We start from the raw sequence: 14892 nt of genomic DNA on the forward strand, positions 1-14892 counted from the left end.
TCCCCGGCACACCGGGAATCAACTGTTGGAATAGAAACTGTGGCGAGGGGATTTATCCCCGATGGACTGCGCAGCAGTCCCGCTTTTTTGGGGCCGCTGCGCGACCCATCGGGGATAAATCCCCTCGCCACAGGGTTTCATGTTTGAACAAGAATTTGGATTAACCACCCATCAGAGGTTCCATGCCCAACCGCCCGCCTCTCGACGCCATCACCGCCCGCTGGTTGCCGTGGGTCGTGGCCATTGCGTTCTTCATGCAGTCCCTCGACGGCACCATCCTCAACACCGCCCTGCCGGCCATGGCCCGCGATCTCGCCGAAGATCCGTTGCGCATGCAGGGTGTGGTCATCTCCTACATGCTCACCGTGGCATTGCTGATCCCGGCCTCTGGCTGGATCGCCGACCGCTTCGGCACCAAGAAAATCTTCTTCGGCGCGATTCTGCTGTTCAGTTTCGGCTCTTTGCTTTGCGCGCTGTCGAGCAGCCTGAGCATGCTGATCGGCGCCCGAGTGATTCAGGGCCTGGGCGGTGCGCTGATGCTGCCGGTCGGGCGCCTGGTGGTGTTGCGTGCTTATCCGCGATCCGAACTGGTGCGGATCATGGGCTTCATCACTATCCCCGGCCTGCTCGGCCCGCTGATCGGCCCGACCATGGGCGGCTGGATGGTCGAATACCTGACGTGGCACTGGATCTTCCTGATCAACCTGCCGGTCGGCGTCATCGGTTGCTACGCAGTATGGAAGTTCATTCCCGACCTGCGCGGCACCGAGCGCACACGCTTCGATAGCCTAGGTTTCCTGCTGTTCGGCGCGGCGATGATCCTCATCACCATCGCCATGGAAGGCCTCGGCGAACTGCACTTGCCGCACCTGCGGGTGATGTTGCTGCTGTTCGGCGGCATGGCCTGTCTGGCGGCATACTGGTTGCGCGCCGGGCACATCGAAAACCCGCTGTTTGCGCCGTCGCTGTTCAAGACCCGCACCTTTGCCGTCGGCATTCTCGGCAACCTGTTCGCACGTTTGGGCAGCGGTGCCCTGCCGTTTCTGGTGCCGTTGCTGCTGCAAGTGGCGCTGGGTTATTCACCGTCGCAAGCGGGGATGAGCATGCTGCCGCTGGCCGCTGCGGCGATGATCGCCAAGTGGGTGGCGCGACCGCTGATTGAGCGGCTCGGTTATCGCATCGTCCTCACCGGCAATACGTTGGCACTGGGGATCATGCTGGCGAGCATGGGCCTGGTCAGCGAGCAGACGCCGTATTGGTTGCTGCTGTGTCTGCTGGCGGTACTTGGCGCGATCAACTCGCTGCAATTTACGGCGATGAACACGGTGACATTGATTGATCTGGATGATGCGAGCGCCAGCAGCGGCAACAGCTTGTTGTCGGTGGTGGCACAGTTGTCGTTGAGTCTGGGCGTGGCGTGCGCCGGTGCGTTGCTTGGCGGGTTTACGGCGGAGGTCGGTAATGATGGTGTGGAGACTGTGCTCGGTGCCTTCCAACTGACCTTCGTCACCGTCGGGATCATGGCGATGCTCGCGGCGACGATCTTCTCGCAACTGTCGAAAGAAGACGGCCGCCGCGCGAAACGCCCGGAAGAACACATCGAACACTGATTCATGCTGAAGGGCTTCTGTGGGAAGGGAATTGTGGTGAGGGGCTTTTGTGGTGAGGGGATTTATCCCCGATGGGTTGCGTAGCAGCCCCAAAAGACTGTATGCGGTCAGCCTGACAAACTGAGGTGACAGATTTGGGGGCGCTGCGCACCCCATTGGGGATAAATCCCCTCGCCACAGATGAGTTCCTGCACAACAGGGGTTCAGTGGTTTTAGTCGCTGTTCGTCCAGAACTTTCGAGGAAAGTGGCACGGGGCTGCTACACTGCGCGACATTTTGTTTTGCAGGCCAGTCCCGTGACCACCATCGCCACCGCTTTTAATACTCTGCCGCTGTCCGCCGCCATGCTGGCTAACCTCGAATCCCTCGGTTATGCCCAGATGACGCCGATCCAGGCGCAGAGCTTGCCGGTGATCCTCAAGGGGATGGACCTCATCGCCCAGGCCAAGACCGGCAGCGGCAAAACCGCCGCGTTCGGCATCGGTTTGCTCAACCCGATCAACCCGCGCTACTTCGGTTGCCAGGCGCTGGTGATCTGCCCGACGCGTGAGCTGGCCGATCAGGTCGCCAAGGAAATCCGTCGTTTGGCCCGCGCCGAAGACAACATCAAGGTCCTGACCCTGTGCGGCGGCGTGTCCTTCGGCCCGCAGATCGCTTCGCTGGAGCACGGCGCGCACATCATCGTCGGCACCCCGGGGCGCATTCAGCAGCACTTGCGCAAAGGTTCGCTGGTCCTCGACGGCCTGAACACGCTGATCCTCGACGAAGCCGACCGCATGCTCGACATGGGTTTCTACGACGCCATCGAAGACATCATCGTCAAGACCCCGGAGCGCCGTCAGACCCTGTTGTTCTCCGCGACGTACCCGGTGGGCATCAAGCAACTGGCCTCGAAGTTCATGCGTGATCCGCAAACGGTGAAAGCCGAAGCGTTCCACGATGACACGCAGATCGAGCAGCGCTTCTACGAGATTTCCCCGGAAGATCGCATGAGCGTGGTGACCAAAGTCCTGCACCACTTCCGTCCGGCGTCCTGCGTGGCGTTCTGCTTCACCAAGCAGCAAGTGCAGGAAACCGTCGATCACCTGACCGCCAAAGGCATTTCCGCCGTCGGCCTGCACGGCGATCTGGAACAGCGTGATCGCGATCAGGTGCTGGCGATGTTCGCCAACCGCAGTACTTCGGTACTGGTCGCCACCGACGTCGCCGCCCGTGGTCTGGACATCGATGCGCTGGACATGGTGATCAACGTCGAGCTGGCGCGTGATTCGGAGATCCACATTCACCGCGTCGGCCGTACCGGTCGTGCTGGCGAAAAAGGTATCGCGATCAGCCTGGTTGCTCCGGGCGAAGCGCATCGCGCACAAGCCATCGAACAGCTGCAGAAATCGCCGCTGAACTGGGATCAGGTCGATAACCTCAAGTCCCAAGGCCTCGCGCCGCTGCAGCCGCCGATGACCACGCTGTGCATCGGTGCTGGCCGTAAAGACAAGGTTCGTCCGGGCGACATTCTTGGCGCACTGACGGGTGATGCCGGTATCCCCGGTGCGCAGGTTGGCAAGATCGCGATCTTCGACTTCCAGGCGTATGTGGCCGTCGACCGCACCGTGGCCATGCAAGCCTTGCAGCGCCTGAACGACGGCAAAATCAAAGGCCGTTCGCTGCGCGTCCGCATCCTGTAAGAACAACGTAACTCCCCTGTGATCGTTCCCACGCTCTGCGTGGGAATGCATCCCGTGACGCTCCGCGTCACATAACAACGGACGCAGAGCGTCCATGGCAGCATTCCCACGCAGAGCGTGGGAACGATCATTGTGTGAGGACACCGTTTTGCGCTCTACCGAAGTCGTGATCATTGGCGCAGGCGCCGCTGGGTTGATGTGTGCACTGACCGCCGCCGGGCGTGGGCGTCAGGTGTTGCTGCTCGACCATGCGAACAAAGCCGGCAAGAAAATCCTGATGTCTGGCGGTGGCCGCTGCAATTTCACCAACATGTACACCGAGCCAAGCAATTTCCTCTCGCAGAACTCGCATTTCTGCAAATCCGCACTGGCGCGTTACACCCAGTGGGATTTCATCGGCATGGTCGGCAAACATGCCGTGCCGTACCACGAGAAAAAACTCGGCCAGCTGTTCTGCGATAACAAATCCAGCGACATCCTCGAAATGCTCCTCACCGAGTGCGATCAGGCCGGCGTCGAGTTGCACCTCGACACTTCGATCCAGACCATCGAGAAAGTCGAAAGCGGTTACCTGCTCGACACCACCCTCGGTCAGGTCCAGTGCCAGTCGCTGGTGATCGCTACCGGCGGCCTGTCGATCCCGACGCTGGGCGCCACCGGTTTTGGTTATCAGGTGGCCAAGCAGTTCGGCCATGAACTGCTGCCGACCCGCGCCGGCCTGGTGCCGTTCACCATCACCGATCAGCTCAAGGAACTGTGTACCGAGCTGTCCGGGACGTCGGTGGATTGTCTGGTCAGCTGCAACGATCAAAGCTTTCGCGAGAACATCCTGTTCACTCACCGTGGCCTCAGCGGCCCGGCGATTTTGCAGATCTCCTCGTTCTGGGAGTCTGGCGACACGGTGGAAATCAACCTGCTGCCGGATCACGACGCGGCGAGCTGGTTGCAACAGCAAGTGGCCGAGCGGCCCAACAGCGAGCTGAAAACTTTGCTGGGTGAAATCTTCACCAAGAAGATGGCCAACCTGTTGGCGGATAACTGGTTTGTCTCCAAGCCGATGAAGCAGTACACCCACGCTGAGTTGGCGGAAATCGCCGAGAAGCTCGGCAGCTGGAAAGTCGTGCCGGCGGGCACGGAAGGCTATCGCACTGCAGAGGTAACACTCGGTGGCGTCGATACCCGAGAAGTGTCCTCCAAGACCATGGAATCGCTGAAAAGCCCGGGCCTGTATTTCATTGGCGAAGTGCTCGACGTCACCGGCCACCTGGGCGGCTTCAACTTCCAGTGGGCCTGGGCCTCCGGCTACGCCGCCGCGCAATACGCCTGACCGAAACAACACTCCCCCTGTAGGAGCTGCCGCAGGCTGCGATCTTTTGATCCCGCTTTTTAAGATCAAGATCAAAAGATCGCAGCCTTCGGCAGCTCCTACAAGGGGTCGCGGGGCGATCAAGGAACACTTTTTGCTGTCAGATGTGATCGGCGCCATTGCGCCGGCGTCATTACTGGCTCAATTTAGCGGCATCGCCTCGGAAGGCCTTCGCACTTCATGTCCTCGACCTCGTTTCGTCAGTCTTTGCGGCGCCTGTGGGCGCTGGATAAATTCAGCTACAGCGTGCGGGTGTTCATCGCCCTGACCGGCAGCATGGCGCTGTGTTGGTATCAGGATGAAATGGGCCTGTTGATCCCGTTGTTCCTGGGGATTATCGCCAGCGCCCTGGCCGAAACCGACGACAGTTGGCAGGGCCGCCTCAACGCCCTCGCCGTGACGCTGGTGTGCTTCAGCATCGCCGCGCTCTCGGTGGAATTGCTCTTCCCCTACCCCATCGTGTTCGCCATTGCCCTGGCGCTGGCGAGTTTTGGCCTGACCATGCTCGGTGCGCTCGGCGAGCGTTATGGGGCGATTGCTTCGGCGACGCTGATTCTGTCCGTGTACACGATGATCGGCGTCGATCAACGCGGTGGCGCGGTCACCGATTTCTGGCACGAACCGATGCTGCTGGTTGCCGGCGCCGCGTGGTACGGCTTGCTCTCAGTGTTGTGGCAGGCGCTGTTTTCCAACCAGCCGGTGCAGCAAAGTCTGGCGCGATTGTTTCGCGAACTGGGTTTTTACCTGAAGCTGAAAGCCTCGTTGTTCGAGCCGATCCGCCAGTTGGACGTCGAAGCCCGGCGCCTGGAGCTGGCGCAACAAAACGGCCGCGTGGTCGCTGCACTCAACAGCGCCAAGGAAATCATTCTGCACCGCGTCGGCAATGGTCGCCCAGGCTCGAAAGTCAGCCGCTACCTGAAGCTGTACTTCCTCGCGCAAGACATTCACGAACGCGCCAGCTCTTCGCACTATCCGTACAACGCCCTCGCTGATGCGTTTTTCCACAGTGACGTACTGTTCCGCTGTCAGCGCCTGCTGCGCCAACAAGGCAAAGCCTGCCGCGCGCTGGCCGAATCGATCCAGATGCGCCAGCCGTTCACCTACGACGCGAGCTTCGCCGAAGCGCTGAGCGACCTCGACGCTTCCCTCGAACACCTGCGCATCCAGAGCAACCCGGCCTGGCGCGGATTGCTGCGCTCGCTGCGCGCACTGGCGGCCAACCTCGGCACCCTCGACCGTTTGCTCAGCGACGCGAGCAACCCCGACGCCCTGGCCGATGCGACCGACAGCAGCCTGCTCGACCGCTCGCCGCGCAACTTCAAGGACGTCTGGATTCGCCTGCGCACGCAACTGACGCCGACGTCGCTGTTGTTCCGTCACGCCCTGCGCCTGCCGCTGGCGTTGATCATCGGCTATGGCATGGTGCATCTGATTCACCCGTCGCAAGGCTACTGGATCATCCTCACCACGCTGTTCGTCTGCCAGCCGAACTACGGCGCCACTCGACGCAAACTCGGTCAGCGGATTTTCGGCACAGCCATCGGCCTGACCGTGGCCTGGGCGCTGTTCGATCTGTTCCCGAGCCCGTTGGTGCAGTCGTGTTTCGCCATCGCCGCCGGCGTGGTGTTCTTTACCAACCGCACCACCCGCTACACCCTGGCGACTGCAGCGATCACCATCATGGTGCTGTTCTGCTTCAACCAGGTGGGCGACGGTTACGGGCTGTTCCTGCCACGACTGTTCGATACCCTGCTCGGCAGTTTGATTGCCGGGCTCACGGTGTTCCTGTTCCTGCCGGACTGGCAGGGTCGACGCCTGAACAAAGTGCTGGCCAACACCCTGACCTGCAACAGCATCTATTTACGGCAGATCATGCAGCAATACGCCGCCGGCAAGAGCGACGACCTCGCCTACCGTCTGGCCCGGCGCAATGCGCACAACGCCGATGCGGCGCTGTCGACGACGCTGGCGAACATGCTCATGGAGCCGGGGCATTTCCGTAAGGAAGCGGATGTCGGTTTCCGTTTCCTGGTGCTGTCGCACACGTTGCTGAGTTATCTGTCAGGGCTGGGTGCGCATCGCGAGACCCAGTTGCCGGCGGAGGTGCGCGAGCATCTGATTGATGGCGCCGGGGTGAAGCTGGCGGCGAGTATCGATGAAATCGCCCAAGGGCTGGCGAGCAAGCAGCCGGTGGCGATTCAGAGCGACGAGGAAGAAGCGCTGGCCAATGAGCTGGAGCAGATGGCTGATGAGATTGATGAGGGGCAACGGTTGGTGCAGACGCAGTTGGCGTTGATCTGCCGGCAGTTGGGGCCGTTGCGCACTTTGGCGGCGCACCTGATCAAGGACACCGCTGAAGTTTGAGTTGCCTTGGCGAGCCTCATCGCTGGCAAGCCAGCTCCCACAGGATTTGTATACACCGCGAACCCTGTGGGAGCTGGCTTGCCAGCGATGAAGCCATCAGCAACAACACAACCCTGAAATCAGAAACTCACATCCCATGCTGCCTCAACAACTTGTCATAACTCCCATCCGCCTTCATCGCCGCAATCGCCTTATCAAACCCCGCGACAATCTGCTCATGCTGCGGATTCTTCAGGCTGACCAAAATATGCAGGCTGTTCTCACTCAACGGCCTGGGCAAAAACTCCACCGCGTTGCGCACCTTGGCGGATTCCCGCGCCAGGTAATACTTGGCCACGTACTCATCCTCCAGCGTCAACTTGACCCGATCCGCCGCGAGCATGCGCACGGCCATGGCAAAGTTATGCACAGGCACCTTCTGCAACGCCGTGTCGGCATCGAACGGCGCGGAATAGGCATAACCGCGCACCACCGCAATCGGATAGGTGTGCAGTTGTTGCAGATTGGCATAGTCGAGTGGCGTGTCTTTGCGCTTGAGAAAACGGATGCGGTTGAGCAGGTATTCCCCGGAAAACTGCCCGAGTCTGGTTCGCTCGTCGTTGTACCAGGCGTTGACCAGCACATCGTAACGGCCCTCACCAACCCCCAGCAGCGCCCGCGCCCAAGGCACCTGCTCATAACCGCTGGCATAACCGGCCCGGGCCAACGCGGTGCTGACAATGTCGGTGGCCAGGCCACCATTGACCAGCGTGTCGTCGGTAAAGGGCGGCCAGATATCAAACACCAGCCGCAGCTTCTCCGCTGCAGCGCTTTGACTCAGCAACAGCAATCCGATCAAAGCAAAGGCTCGATGCAATCGCGGCATGCTTGAAAATCCTTAGCGGGCGGGCTGCCCAGCGTGTTTTCAGTCAAAACCCCAAGGCCCCGTACCGGCGAAACCCAGGCACTAACATTAGCTCAATGGAGCCAAGGCACTGCGCTCACCAGCAGATTACACAAAGAAGTCATCCGTGCGAGAAAGGAATGATGGCATTTTGACCTTTATCACAGACTCTTACGCCATACAGACATCTTTGGCGCGGGCGCTTAGTATCGGGCGACACGTTCAAGGAATCGGCACATGACAATCGAGTGGGTCTGCAAACATCACAGCGATCTGGGCAAAGAGCAGTTGTACGCGTTGTTGAAGCTGCGGTCGGAAGTGTTCGTGGTCGAACAGAAATGCGCCTATCCGGACCTCGACGGCCAGGATCTGGAAGGTGATACCTACCACCTGATGGGGTGGGATGACGACCAGTTGATGGCTTATCTGCGTCTGCTCGACCCGGAGTCTCAGGGCGGTGACGTGGTGATCGGCCGCGTGATTACCGCGCCGCAAGGTCGAGGCAAAGGGCTGGGGCACGAGATGATGGAACAGGCGCTGAAACACGCCGAGAAACATTGGCCGCAAGTGCCGATCTATCTGTCGGCGCAGGCGCATTTGCAGGGGTATTACGGTAAGTACGGGTTTGTTGTGGCGGGTGAGGAATATCTCGAGGATGACATTCCGCATATCGGCATGCGTCGGGCTTGATGGCCTCATAGCTGGCAAGCCAGCTCCCACAGGTTCAACGGTGAACACAAATTTTGTGTCCGACTGATAAGCCTGTGGGAGCTGGCTTGCCAGCGATGGCGTCAGCTCGATCACTGCAAGAATTAAGGATACTCAAGCACAGCCTTGATCTGCCGCAGATTGCGCTCGATCCACCCACGATCAATCGCCCCCCACTCACGAATCCGGTAGCGCCCGGCATGGTTGCGTGCGCCCTCTTCCTGCTCGAACTCACAGACGATATCCAGATCGGCCAACGCCGCGATGGTGTCCTGCGCGGTGCGCCGGGGCATGCCGGTGACGTCGGTCAGCGTCGGGACGCTGGGGGCCAGGCCGCTGTCGATCAGGTAGGCCACATACAAACGGCGGTAGAAACTGCTTTTGGTCTTGCTTACGTCCATGCATGGACCCCGTTGATTAGAAAGTCAAAAGATCGCAGCCTTCGGCAGCGCCTACAGGGGCTGTGATTTTTTGATCTTTATTGCATGTCGCGCCAGGTCAGGTACACGCGCAGATCGAACTCGATCTGGTGATACCCCGGCAGCATGTGCTCGCACAATTTATAAAACGCCTTGTTGTGATCCGACTCTTTGAAATGCGCCAGTTCATGCACGACGATCATTTTCAGAAAGTCCGGCGCGGCCTCCTTGAACAACGAGGCGATACGAATTTCTTTCTTGGCCTTGAGCTTGCCGCCCTGCACCCGCGACACCGTGGTGTGCAGGCCCAACGCGCGGTGGGTCAGGTCGAGACGGTTGTCGAACAGCACCTTGTCGATGGCCGGGGCGTTGCGCAGGTATTCCTGTTTCAGGTCCAGTGCGTAGCTGTACAACGCCTTGTCGCTCTGCACATCGTGCCGCCCCGGATAACGCTGGCTGAGGTAATCGCCCAGGCGCCCTTCGGCGATCAATTGGCGCACCTGATCCTGCAATTGCGCGGGATAGGCCTGGAGGTACTTCAACACAGTCATGGACGGGCGACACGGTTCGAAAAAAGGTGCGCCAGTGTAGCGAATTCAACCGGGCAGCGCGCTCCAGTCGAAAGGCTCGGCGAAGCTGGCGGCGTCTTCGGCGATCAACGGCCGCGCGACGAGGAAACCTTGCACGTACTCGCAGCCGTGGGCTTGCAGCCATTGGTATTGCTCGACGGTTTCGACCCCTTCGGCAATCACCAGCAAACCGTATTGTTTGCACAGATTGATCACCGTACTGACCAGTGAGGCGTCGCGAGCAGAGTCCGGCAATCGGGCGATGAGATGGCGATCAAGTTTGAGCGTGTCCAGTTCCAGATCACGAAGGTGCGCCAGCGAGCAAGGCCCGGAACCGAAGTCATCGAGCGCGACCCGAACCCCGAGATTACGCAGCAAGCGCAGTTGCTTGCGGGTTTCGTCGGGGTTTTGCATCAGCGCTTCTTCGGTGACTTCCACCTCCAGTTGCCGAGGTTGCAGGGCGTGTCGCTCCATCACCTGACGCAACTCGGTGACCAGATTCGGCAAGCTGAATTGGGTGTTGCTCAAGCTCACGCCAAGCACCAGATCCTCAGCGAACAGGGTTTCCCAGGCTTTGCGCTGGCCGGCGCCACGATGATAAATCCAACTACCGAGCCGACTGATCAACCGCGCTTCTTCCAGCAACGGCAGGAACAGCCCCGGCGGGACATCGCCGACGCTGGGGTGCTGCCAGCGCAACAAGGCTTCAAAACCGCGAATCTGCCCGGTATCAATGGCCACCTGCGGCTGATAGACCAGGTTGAAATCGCGGTTCTCGATGGCGGTGCGCACGCTCTCTTCAAGCATCAAGCGCGAGCGCGCGCGACCGTTCATTTCGTGATCATAGAAGCGATACTGCTGACGCCCGGCGCGCTTGGCTTCATACATGGCGATGTCGGAGGCACGCAGCAAACCGTCGAGGTTGGAACCGCAGTCCGGGAACGTGGCGATGCCGATACTGGCGCCGAGAGCGATGTCGAGTCCTTCGATTTGCTGACAGATCGACACGCGTTCGATGAGTTTCTCGGCAATTTTCGCCGCTTGCTCAGGAAACTCCAGGTCCAGTAACGCGGTGAACTCATCGCCGCCCATGCGCGCAAGAATGTCGAACGGGCGCAGGCACGCCTTCAATTGCTCGGAGACCCAGCGCAACACGCGGTCGCCGGCATCATGCCCCAACGAGTCGTTGACCCGTTTGAAACCGTCGAGATCCAGGTACAACAGCACCCAACTGCTGTCGCTGCGTTCGCCGCGCAACAGCAGGTTTTCCACCGTCTGGTAAAAGCCTCGGCGATTGAGCAGGCCGGTCAGTGGATCCGTCACGGCCTGAAACTCGAGCTGTTGGTGCAAGTGGCGCACCACCGACATGTCGAGCACCGTCACCACCATCGCATGTTGTTCGCTGGGCAGTGCCGCGCAGGACAAGGCCACCGGCACCTGCTGGCCGGGCGCAGTGCGCAATAACGCGTCGTGCAGTCTTAACGTTTCCCCACGTTTGTAACAGGCGTAGAAATCGGAATCGGCCCACAGCGGAATATGCGGTTTCTGCAGGTAATCGAGAAACTCCTGACCCTCCAGCTCCTTCACGGGCGCATTGAGCAGCCGCGAGATCGCCGGATTGGCGAAGCGGATCAAACCGTCCTCACCCACCACCAGAATCCCCTCGGCGGCGTTATCCAGCACCGAGGCATTGAAGGCACGCGCCACTTCCAGGTCATGGCTCAAACGCTGCAAGGCGCGGCGGTTGCGCTGGTGCTCCAGCAACGCCTGCACCTTGGGCTTGAGAATCTGCGGGTCGAACGGTTTGAACAGGTAATCCACTGCGCCACTGGCATAGCCCTTGATCACGGCATCCTGAGATTGCTCGTTGGCGGTGAGGAAAATAATCGGTGTAAGCCGTGTGCGCTGGCTGCCGCGCATCAGCCGGGCGACCTCAAAGCCGTCCATGCCCGGCATCTGCACATCCAGCAGCACCAGATCGACGTCGTGTTCGAGCAACAGACTGAGCGCCTCGAAACCGGAGGCAGCGGTGATGACCTGCCAGTCCTGGCGTTGCAGCAACGCGCGCATGCTGATCAGGTTTTCAGGGTAATCATCAACGATTAAAAGGACAGAGCTGCCTTCACCTGGCTGGGGTTGCGCGCATTCCATGCTGCTTCTCTTGTCGGGACTACAGGCCGGTTCCGGTAAAAACCGTACACATACTGAGCGTTCACTCTAGTCCGGGATCTGTAAAAGCAGTAGCTGTCATCAGGCCATCATTTCGCCAAAGCTGCGATTTACCGACTAACGGTCACCGCTACAGCCCCCGGAATTCGGCGAAGATGGCATTTCGACAGGATGTTGACGTCAATCATCTGCCAAACGGGCGTTAACAAAAAACATCACTACGCTTATAAAGACCGCCCCCAAAAGGCGCGGACTAGAGCTTCTGGCACCCGCGTTCAGGATGAACTGAGTGGAACAACCGACATGATTGATCTCGCAACCTGGAACCTCAGCGTTCCCGTCGGCAGCCCGCCATACACCGTTGAAACCTCGAAGCTGGTAAAAGGCTTCAAGGATCAGTACTTCCATTCCGACACCGGCACCTTGTTCTTCTGGTCACCGGTTACCGGGTCAAAAACCGAAAACGCCATTTATCCGCGCACTGAACTGCGCGAGACCTACAGCAACGGCACCCTGCGCAATTGGTACTACCCCGACGCCGACAACTTGTTGCGCGCGACCGTCACGGTCAACAAAGTGCCCAGCTCCGGGAAAATCGTCATCGGCCAGATTCACGCCTACGAAAGCCAGAAGCCGATGGTTAAACTCGAATACCAATACAAGACCAAAACCGAGACCGGCAACCTGGTGATCAAAGTCCGCATGCACCCGGACGAGGATGAAAGCCGCGTTATCACCTTGGCGACCGGGATCAAACTGGATCGCGAATTCAACTACCTCATTCACTTGAGCCCCGGCGGCGCACTCGGCATCAGCGCGGCGGGTTATCAGTGGGATTCACAGATCAGCGCGACTTGGCGGGTGAAGCCGCTGTACTTCAAAGCCGGGGTTTATGTGCAGGACAACACCGGATACACCAGTGAAGGCGGCCAGGTGACCTTCTCCAAACTCGACATCGATCACGATAAATAACTTCGCCGAGGCCCCCCAAACCCTGTGGGAGTTGGCTTGCCAACGATGACGGCCTCAAAGTCACCTAATTTCCTAAGGTTCACATCCGATCCAACTGTAGGAGTGAGCCTGCTCGCGATGACGGACCAACATCCAGCATCAGTGCTGACTGATCCACCGCAATCGCGAGCAGGCTCACTCCTACAGGGGGTCAGCTGGGTATTACAGACTGCGCCACTTCCACATTATCCAGAACGCGATTTACCGCCAGCTCTGCCAGCATGATGATCTGCTGAATCGCCAGAATCGTATGCCGCTGCGGGCTATCGACATACGCCGCAATATCACTGGTCATGATGCTCGCCGAGGCCAGCGATTCACATGCATGGGCCAACAGGCTTTCGTTATCCATGTCAGGAGCAACCTGAAACATGGTGCTGGGCTTGTGGAATCTCAGGGCGGTGACGTTCGGTTTGAGGTAATGATCGAGCGCACGCTCGGCAGCGTCGTGGAGCTTTCTGGAATCGAGAGATTCGTACGGGGATGTGCAATCGCCTTCGGGCGGATTGGGTGTTGGTTTGATCATCGTGAAACTCCAAGTGATGCATTGAGCTGCCACTGATCGCTGCGACGCGACGGATGGAGGCAGCTGTACGCGGGGTCGCAGACCGGATCACTTGGAAATCCGGCATACCCGAGGGTATTCCGCGCACAGCCACCATCGACCAAACACAAACACCGAAGCGTTACGGTTTGGGGTGGCGATTATGCACCAAGTGAGCTGAACGGACTGCGACGTCCGATCGCTGAATTCAGCGATCCCCAGAGCCTATCCATCCTACTTCCGACGGACAACCGACGCGAGCTGTCGGAATAATCACTCCGAACGCCAATATCTGTAGGACAAGCACTTTGCCTACAACCCGCCAACAAAAAACCCGCCTCTCGGCGGGTTTTTCATAATGCTATTGAAAGCTCAGGCTTAGTTAACCTTGGCGTTCAACTCCCCCTTCAGATAACGCTGATACATCGCTTCCAGCGAGATCGGTTTGATCTTCGAAGCGTTACCAGCAGTACCGAACGCTTCATAGCGAGCGATACACACGTCACGCATCGCAGTCACAGTCGCGCCGAAGAATTTACGTGGGTCGAATTCGCTAGGGTTGGTGGCCATCAGGCGACGCATTGCGCCGGTGGATGCCAGACGCAGGTCGGTGTCAATGTTGACCTTACGTACGCCGTACTTGATGCCTTCGACGATTTCTTCAACCGGTACGCCGTAGGTTTCTTTGATGTCGCCGCCGTACTGGTTGATGATCGCCAGCCACTCTTGTGGCACCGAGGACGAACCGTGCATCACCAGGTGGGTGTTCGGGATGCGTTTGTGGATTTCCTTGATACGGTCGATGGCCAGCACGTCACCGGTTGGTGGCTTGGTGAACTTGTAGGCGCCGTGGCTGGTGCCGATGGCGATGGCCAGGGCGTCGACCTGGGTGCGTTTAACGAAGTCAGCGGCTTCTTCCGGGTCGGTCAGCATTTGGCTGTGATCCAGAACGCCTTCAGCGCCGATGCCGTCTTCTTCACCGGCCATGCCGGTTTCCAGCGAACCCAGGCAGCCCAGCTCGCCTTCTACCGAAACGCCGCAGGCGTGAGCCATGGCCACGGTTTGTTGGGTAACGCGGACGTTGTAGTCGTAGTCGGTCGGGGTCTTGCCGTCTTCGCCCAGCGAGCCGTCCATCATCACCGAGCTGAAGCCCAGTTGGATCGAACGCTGGCAGACGTCAGGGCTGGTGCCGTGGTCCTGGTGCATGCACACCGGGATGTGCGGGAATTCTTCGATCGCGGCCAGGATCAGGTGACGCAGGAATGGCGCGCCGGCGTATTTGCGAGCGCCGGCCGAAGCCTGAACGATCACCGGGGAGTCAGTCTTGTCAGCGGCTTCCATGATGGCGCGCATCTGCTCAAGGTTGTTGACGTTGAAGGCTGGAACGCCGTAGCCGAATTCGGCTGCGTGGTCCAACATCTGGCGCATGCTGATAAGTGCCATTGTGTGTGTCTCTCCCGGTTGAGGGTCGTTAATCGTGCCAGCCTGCCGGAGCGGCGGCGGCTATTCAAGTGATTGCAGATCGGGGGTTGAGGCCCGGTCTGGTGATTCGATAAAGCAAATTCTT

Annotated in this window: 12 protein-coding genes; 6 read left to right on the top strand and 6 right to left on the bottom strand. The window is 59.4% G+C overall.

Annotated features, from left to right (window positions below; all coding sequences use genetic code 11):
- The first annotated feature begins 182 nt into the window (after positions 1 to 182).
- The 4 genes from mdtD (at position 183) to yccS (ending at position 7022) form a co-directional block, all read left to right on the top strand.
- Entirely contained in the window at positions 183 to 1610 is a 1428-nt protein-coding gene (gene mdtD, locus EJA70_RS21900) for a multidrug transporter subunit MdtD (RefSeq protein WP_158833458.1), read from the top strand.
- A gap of 296 nt (positions 1611 to 1906) precedes the next feature.
- Positions 1907 to 3292, top strand: coding sequence for an ATP-dependent RNA helicase DbpA (dbpA, locus tag EJA70_RS21905; RefSeq protein ID WP_008085781.1), 1386 nt, complete (start codon positions 1907 to 1909; stop codon positions 3290 to 3292).
- 148 nt (positions 3293 to 3440) lie between these two features.
- On the top strand, positions 3441 to 4619 hold the full coding sequence (locus EJA70_RS21910) for an NAD(P)/FAD-dependent oxidoreductase (RefSeq protein ID WP_158833460.1): 1179 nt from the start codon (positions 3441 to 3443) through the stop codon (positions 4617 to 4619).
- A gap of 219 nt (positions 4620 to 4838) precedes the next feature.
- Positions 4839 to 7022 (top strand): YccS family putative transporter, encoded by a 2184-nt coding sequence (yccS, locus tag EJA70_RS21915; protein WP_158833462.1) that lies wholly within the window; start codon positions 4839 to 4841, stop codon positions 7020 to 7022.
- A gap of 127 nt (positions 7023 to 7149) precedes the next feature.
- Here yccS and EJA70_RS21920 read toward each other — a convergent pair whose 3' ends face one another.
- Positions 7150 to 7887: an ABC transporter substrate-binding protein gene (locus EJA70_RS21920; RefSeq protein ID WP_158833464.1), complete on the bottom strand. Its 738-nt coding sequence runs from the start codon at positions 7885 to 7887 to the stop codon at positions 7150 to 7152.
- 255 nt (positions 7888 to 8142) lie between these two features.
- Between EJA70_RS21920 and EJA70_RS21925 the strand changes: the two genes are divergently transcribed.
- Entirely contained in the window at positions 8143 to 8595 is a 453-nt protein-coding gene (locus tag EJA70_RS21925; protein WP_158833466.1) for a GNAT family N-acetyltransferase, read from the top strand.
- 122 nt (positions 8596 to 8717) lie between these two features.
- On the opposite strand, the gene EJA70_RS21930 is transcribed toward EJA70_RS21925, so the two are convergent.
- From EJA70_RS21930 to EJA70_RS21940, 3 genes are all read right to left on the bottom strand, one after another.
- Positions 8718 to 9014 carry a helix-turn-helix domain-containing protein gene (locus EJA70_RS21930; RefSeq protein ID WP_008081019.1) on the bottom strand — a complete coding sequence of 99 codons (297 nt, stop codon included), beginning with the start codon at positions 9012 to 9014 and terminating at the stop codon, positions 8718 to 8720.
- 77 nt (positions 9015 to 9091) lie between these two features.
- Positions 9092 to 9583 (bottom strand): M48 family metallopeptidase, encoded by a 492-nt coding sequence (locus tag EJA70_RS21935; RefSeq protein WP_158833468.1) that lies wholly within the window; start codon positions 9581 to 9583, stop codon positions 9092 to 9094.
- A 45-nt stretch (positions 9584 to 9628) separates the two neighbouring features.
- A complete protein-coding gene (locus tag EJA70_RS21940; RefSeq protein WP_158833470.1) occupies positions 9629 to 11752 on the bottom strand; it encodes a bifunctional diguanylate cyclase/phosphodiesterase in 2124 nt (707 codons plus the stop codon).
- A 321-nt stretch (positions 11753 to 12073) separates the two neighbouring features.
- Here EJA70_RS21940 and EJA70_RS21945 point away from each other — a divergent pair, with 321 nt between their 5' ends.
- Positions 12074 to 12742, top strand: coding sequence for a polysaccharide lyase family 7 protein (locus EJA70_RS21945; protein WP_158833472.1), 669 nt, complete (start codon positions 12074 to 12076; stop codon positions 12740 to 12742).
- A 190-nt stretch (positions 12743 to 12932) separates the two neighbouring features.
- Here the strand turns inward: EJA70_RS21945 and EJA70_RS21950 are convergent, their stop codons facing one another.
- Positions 12933 to 13307: a DUF6124 family protein gene (locus EJA70_RS21950; RefSeq protein ID WP_158833474.1), complete on the bottom strand. Its 375-nt coding sequence runs from the start codon at positions 13305 to 13307 to the stop codon at positions 12933 to 12935.
- A 396-nt stretch (positions 13308 to 13703) separates the two neighbouring features.
- Entirely contained in the window at positions 13704 to 14768 is a 1065-nt protein-coding gene (gene fba, locus EJA70_RS21955) for a class II fructose-bisphosphate aldolase (RefSeq protein WP_007913760.1), read from the bottom strand.
- Positions 14769 to 14892 lie beyond the last annotated feature (124 nt).

It is taken from the genome of Pseudomonas sp. PB103, from assembly GCF_009764635.1.
Classification (GTDB): domain Bacteria; phylum Pseudomonadota; class Gammaproteobacteria; order Pseudomonadales; family Pseudomonadaceae; genus Aquipseudomonas.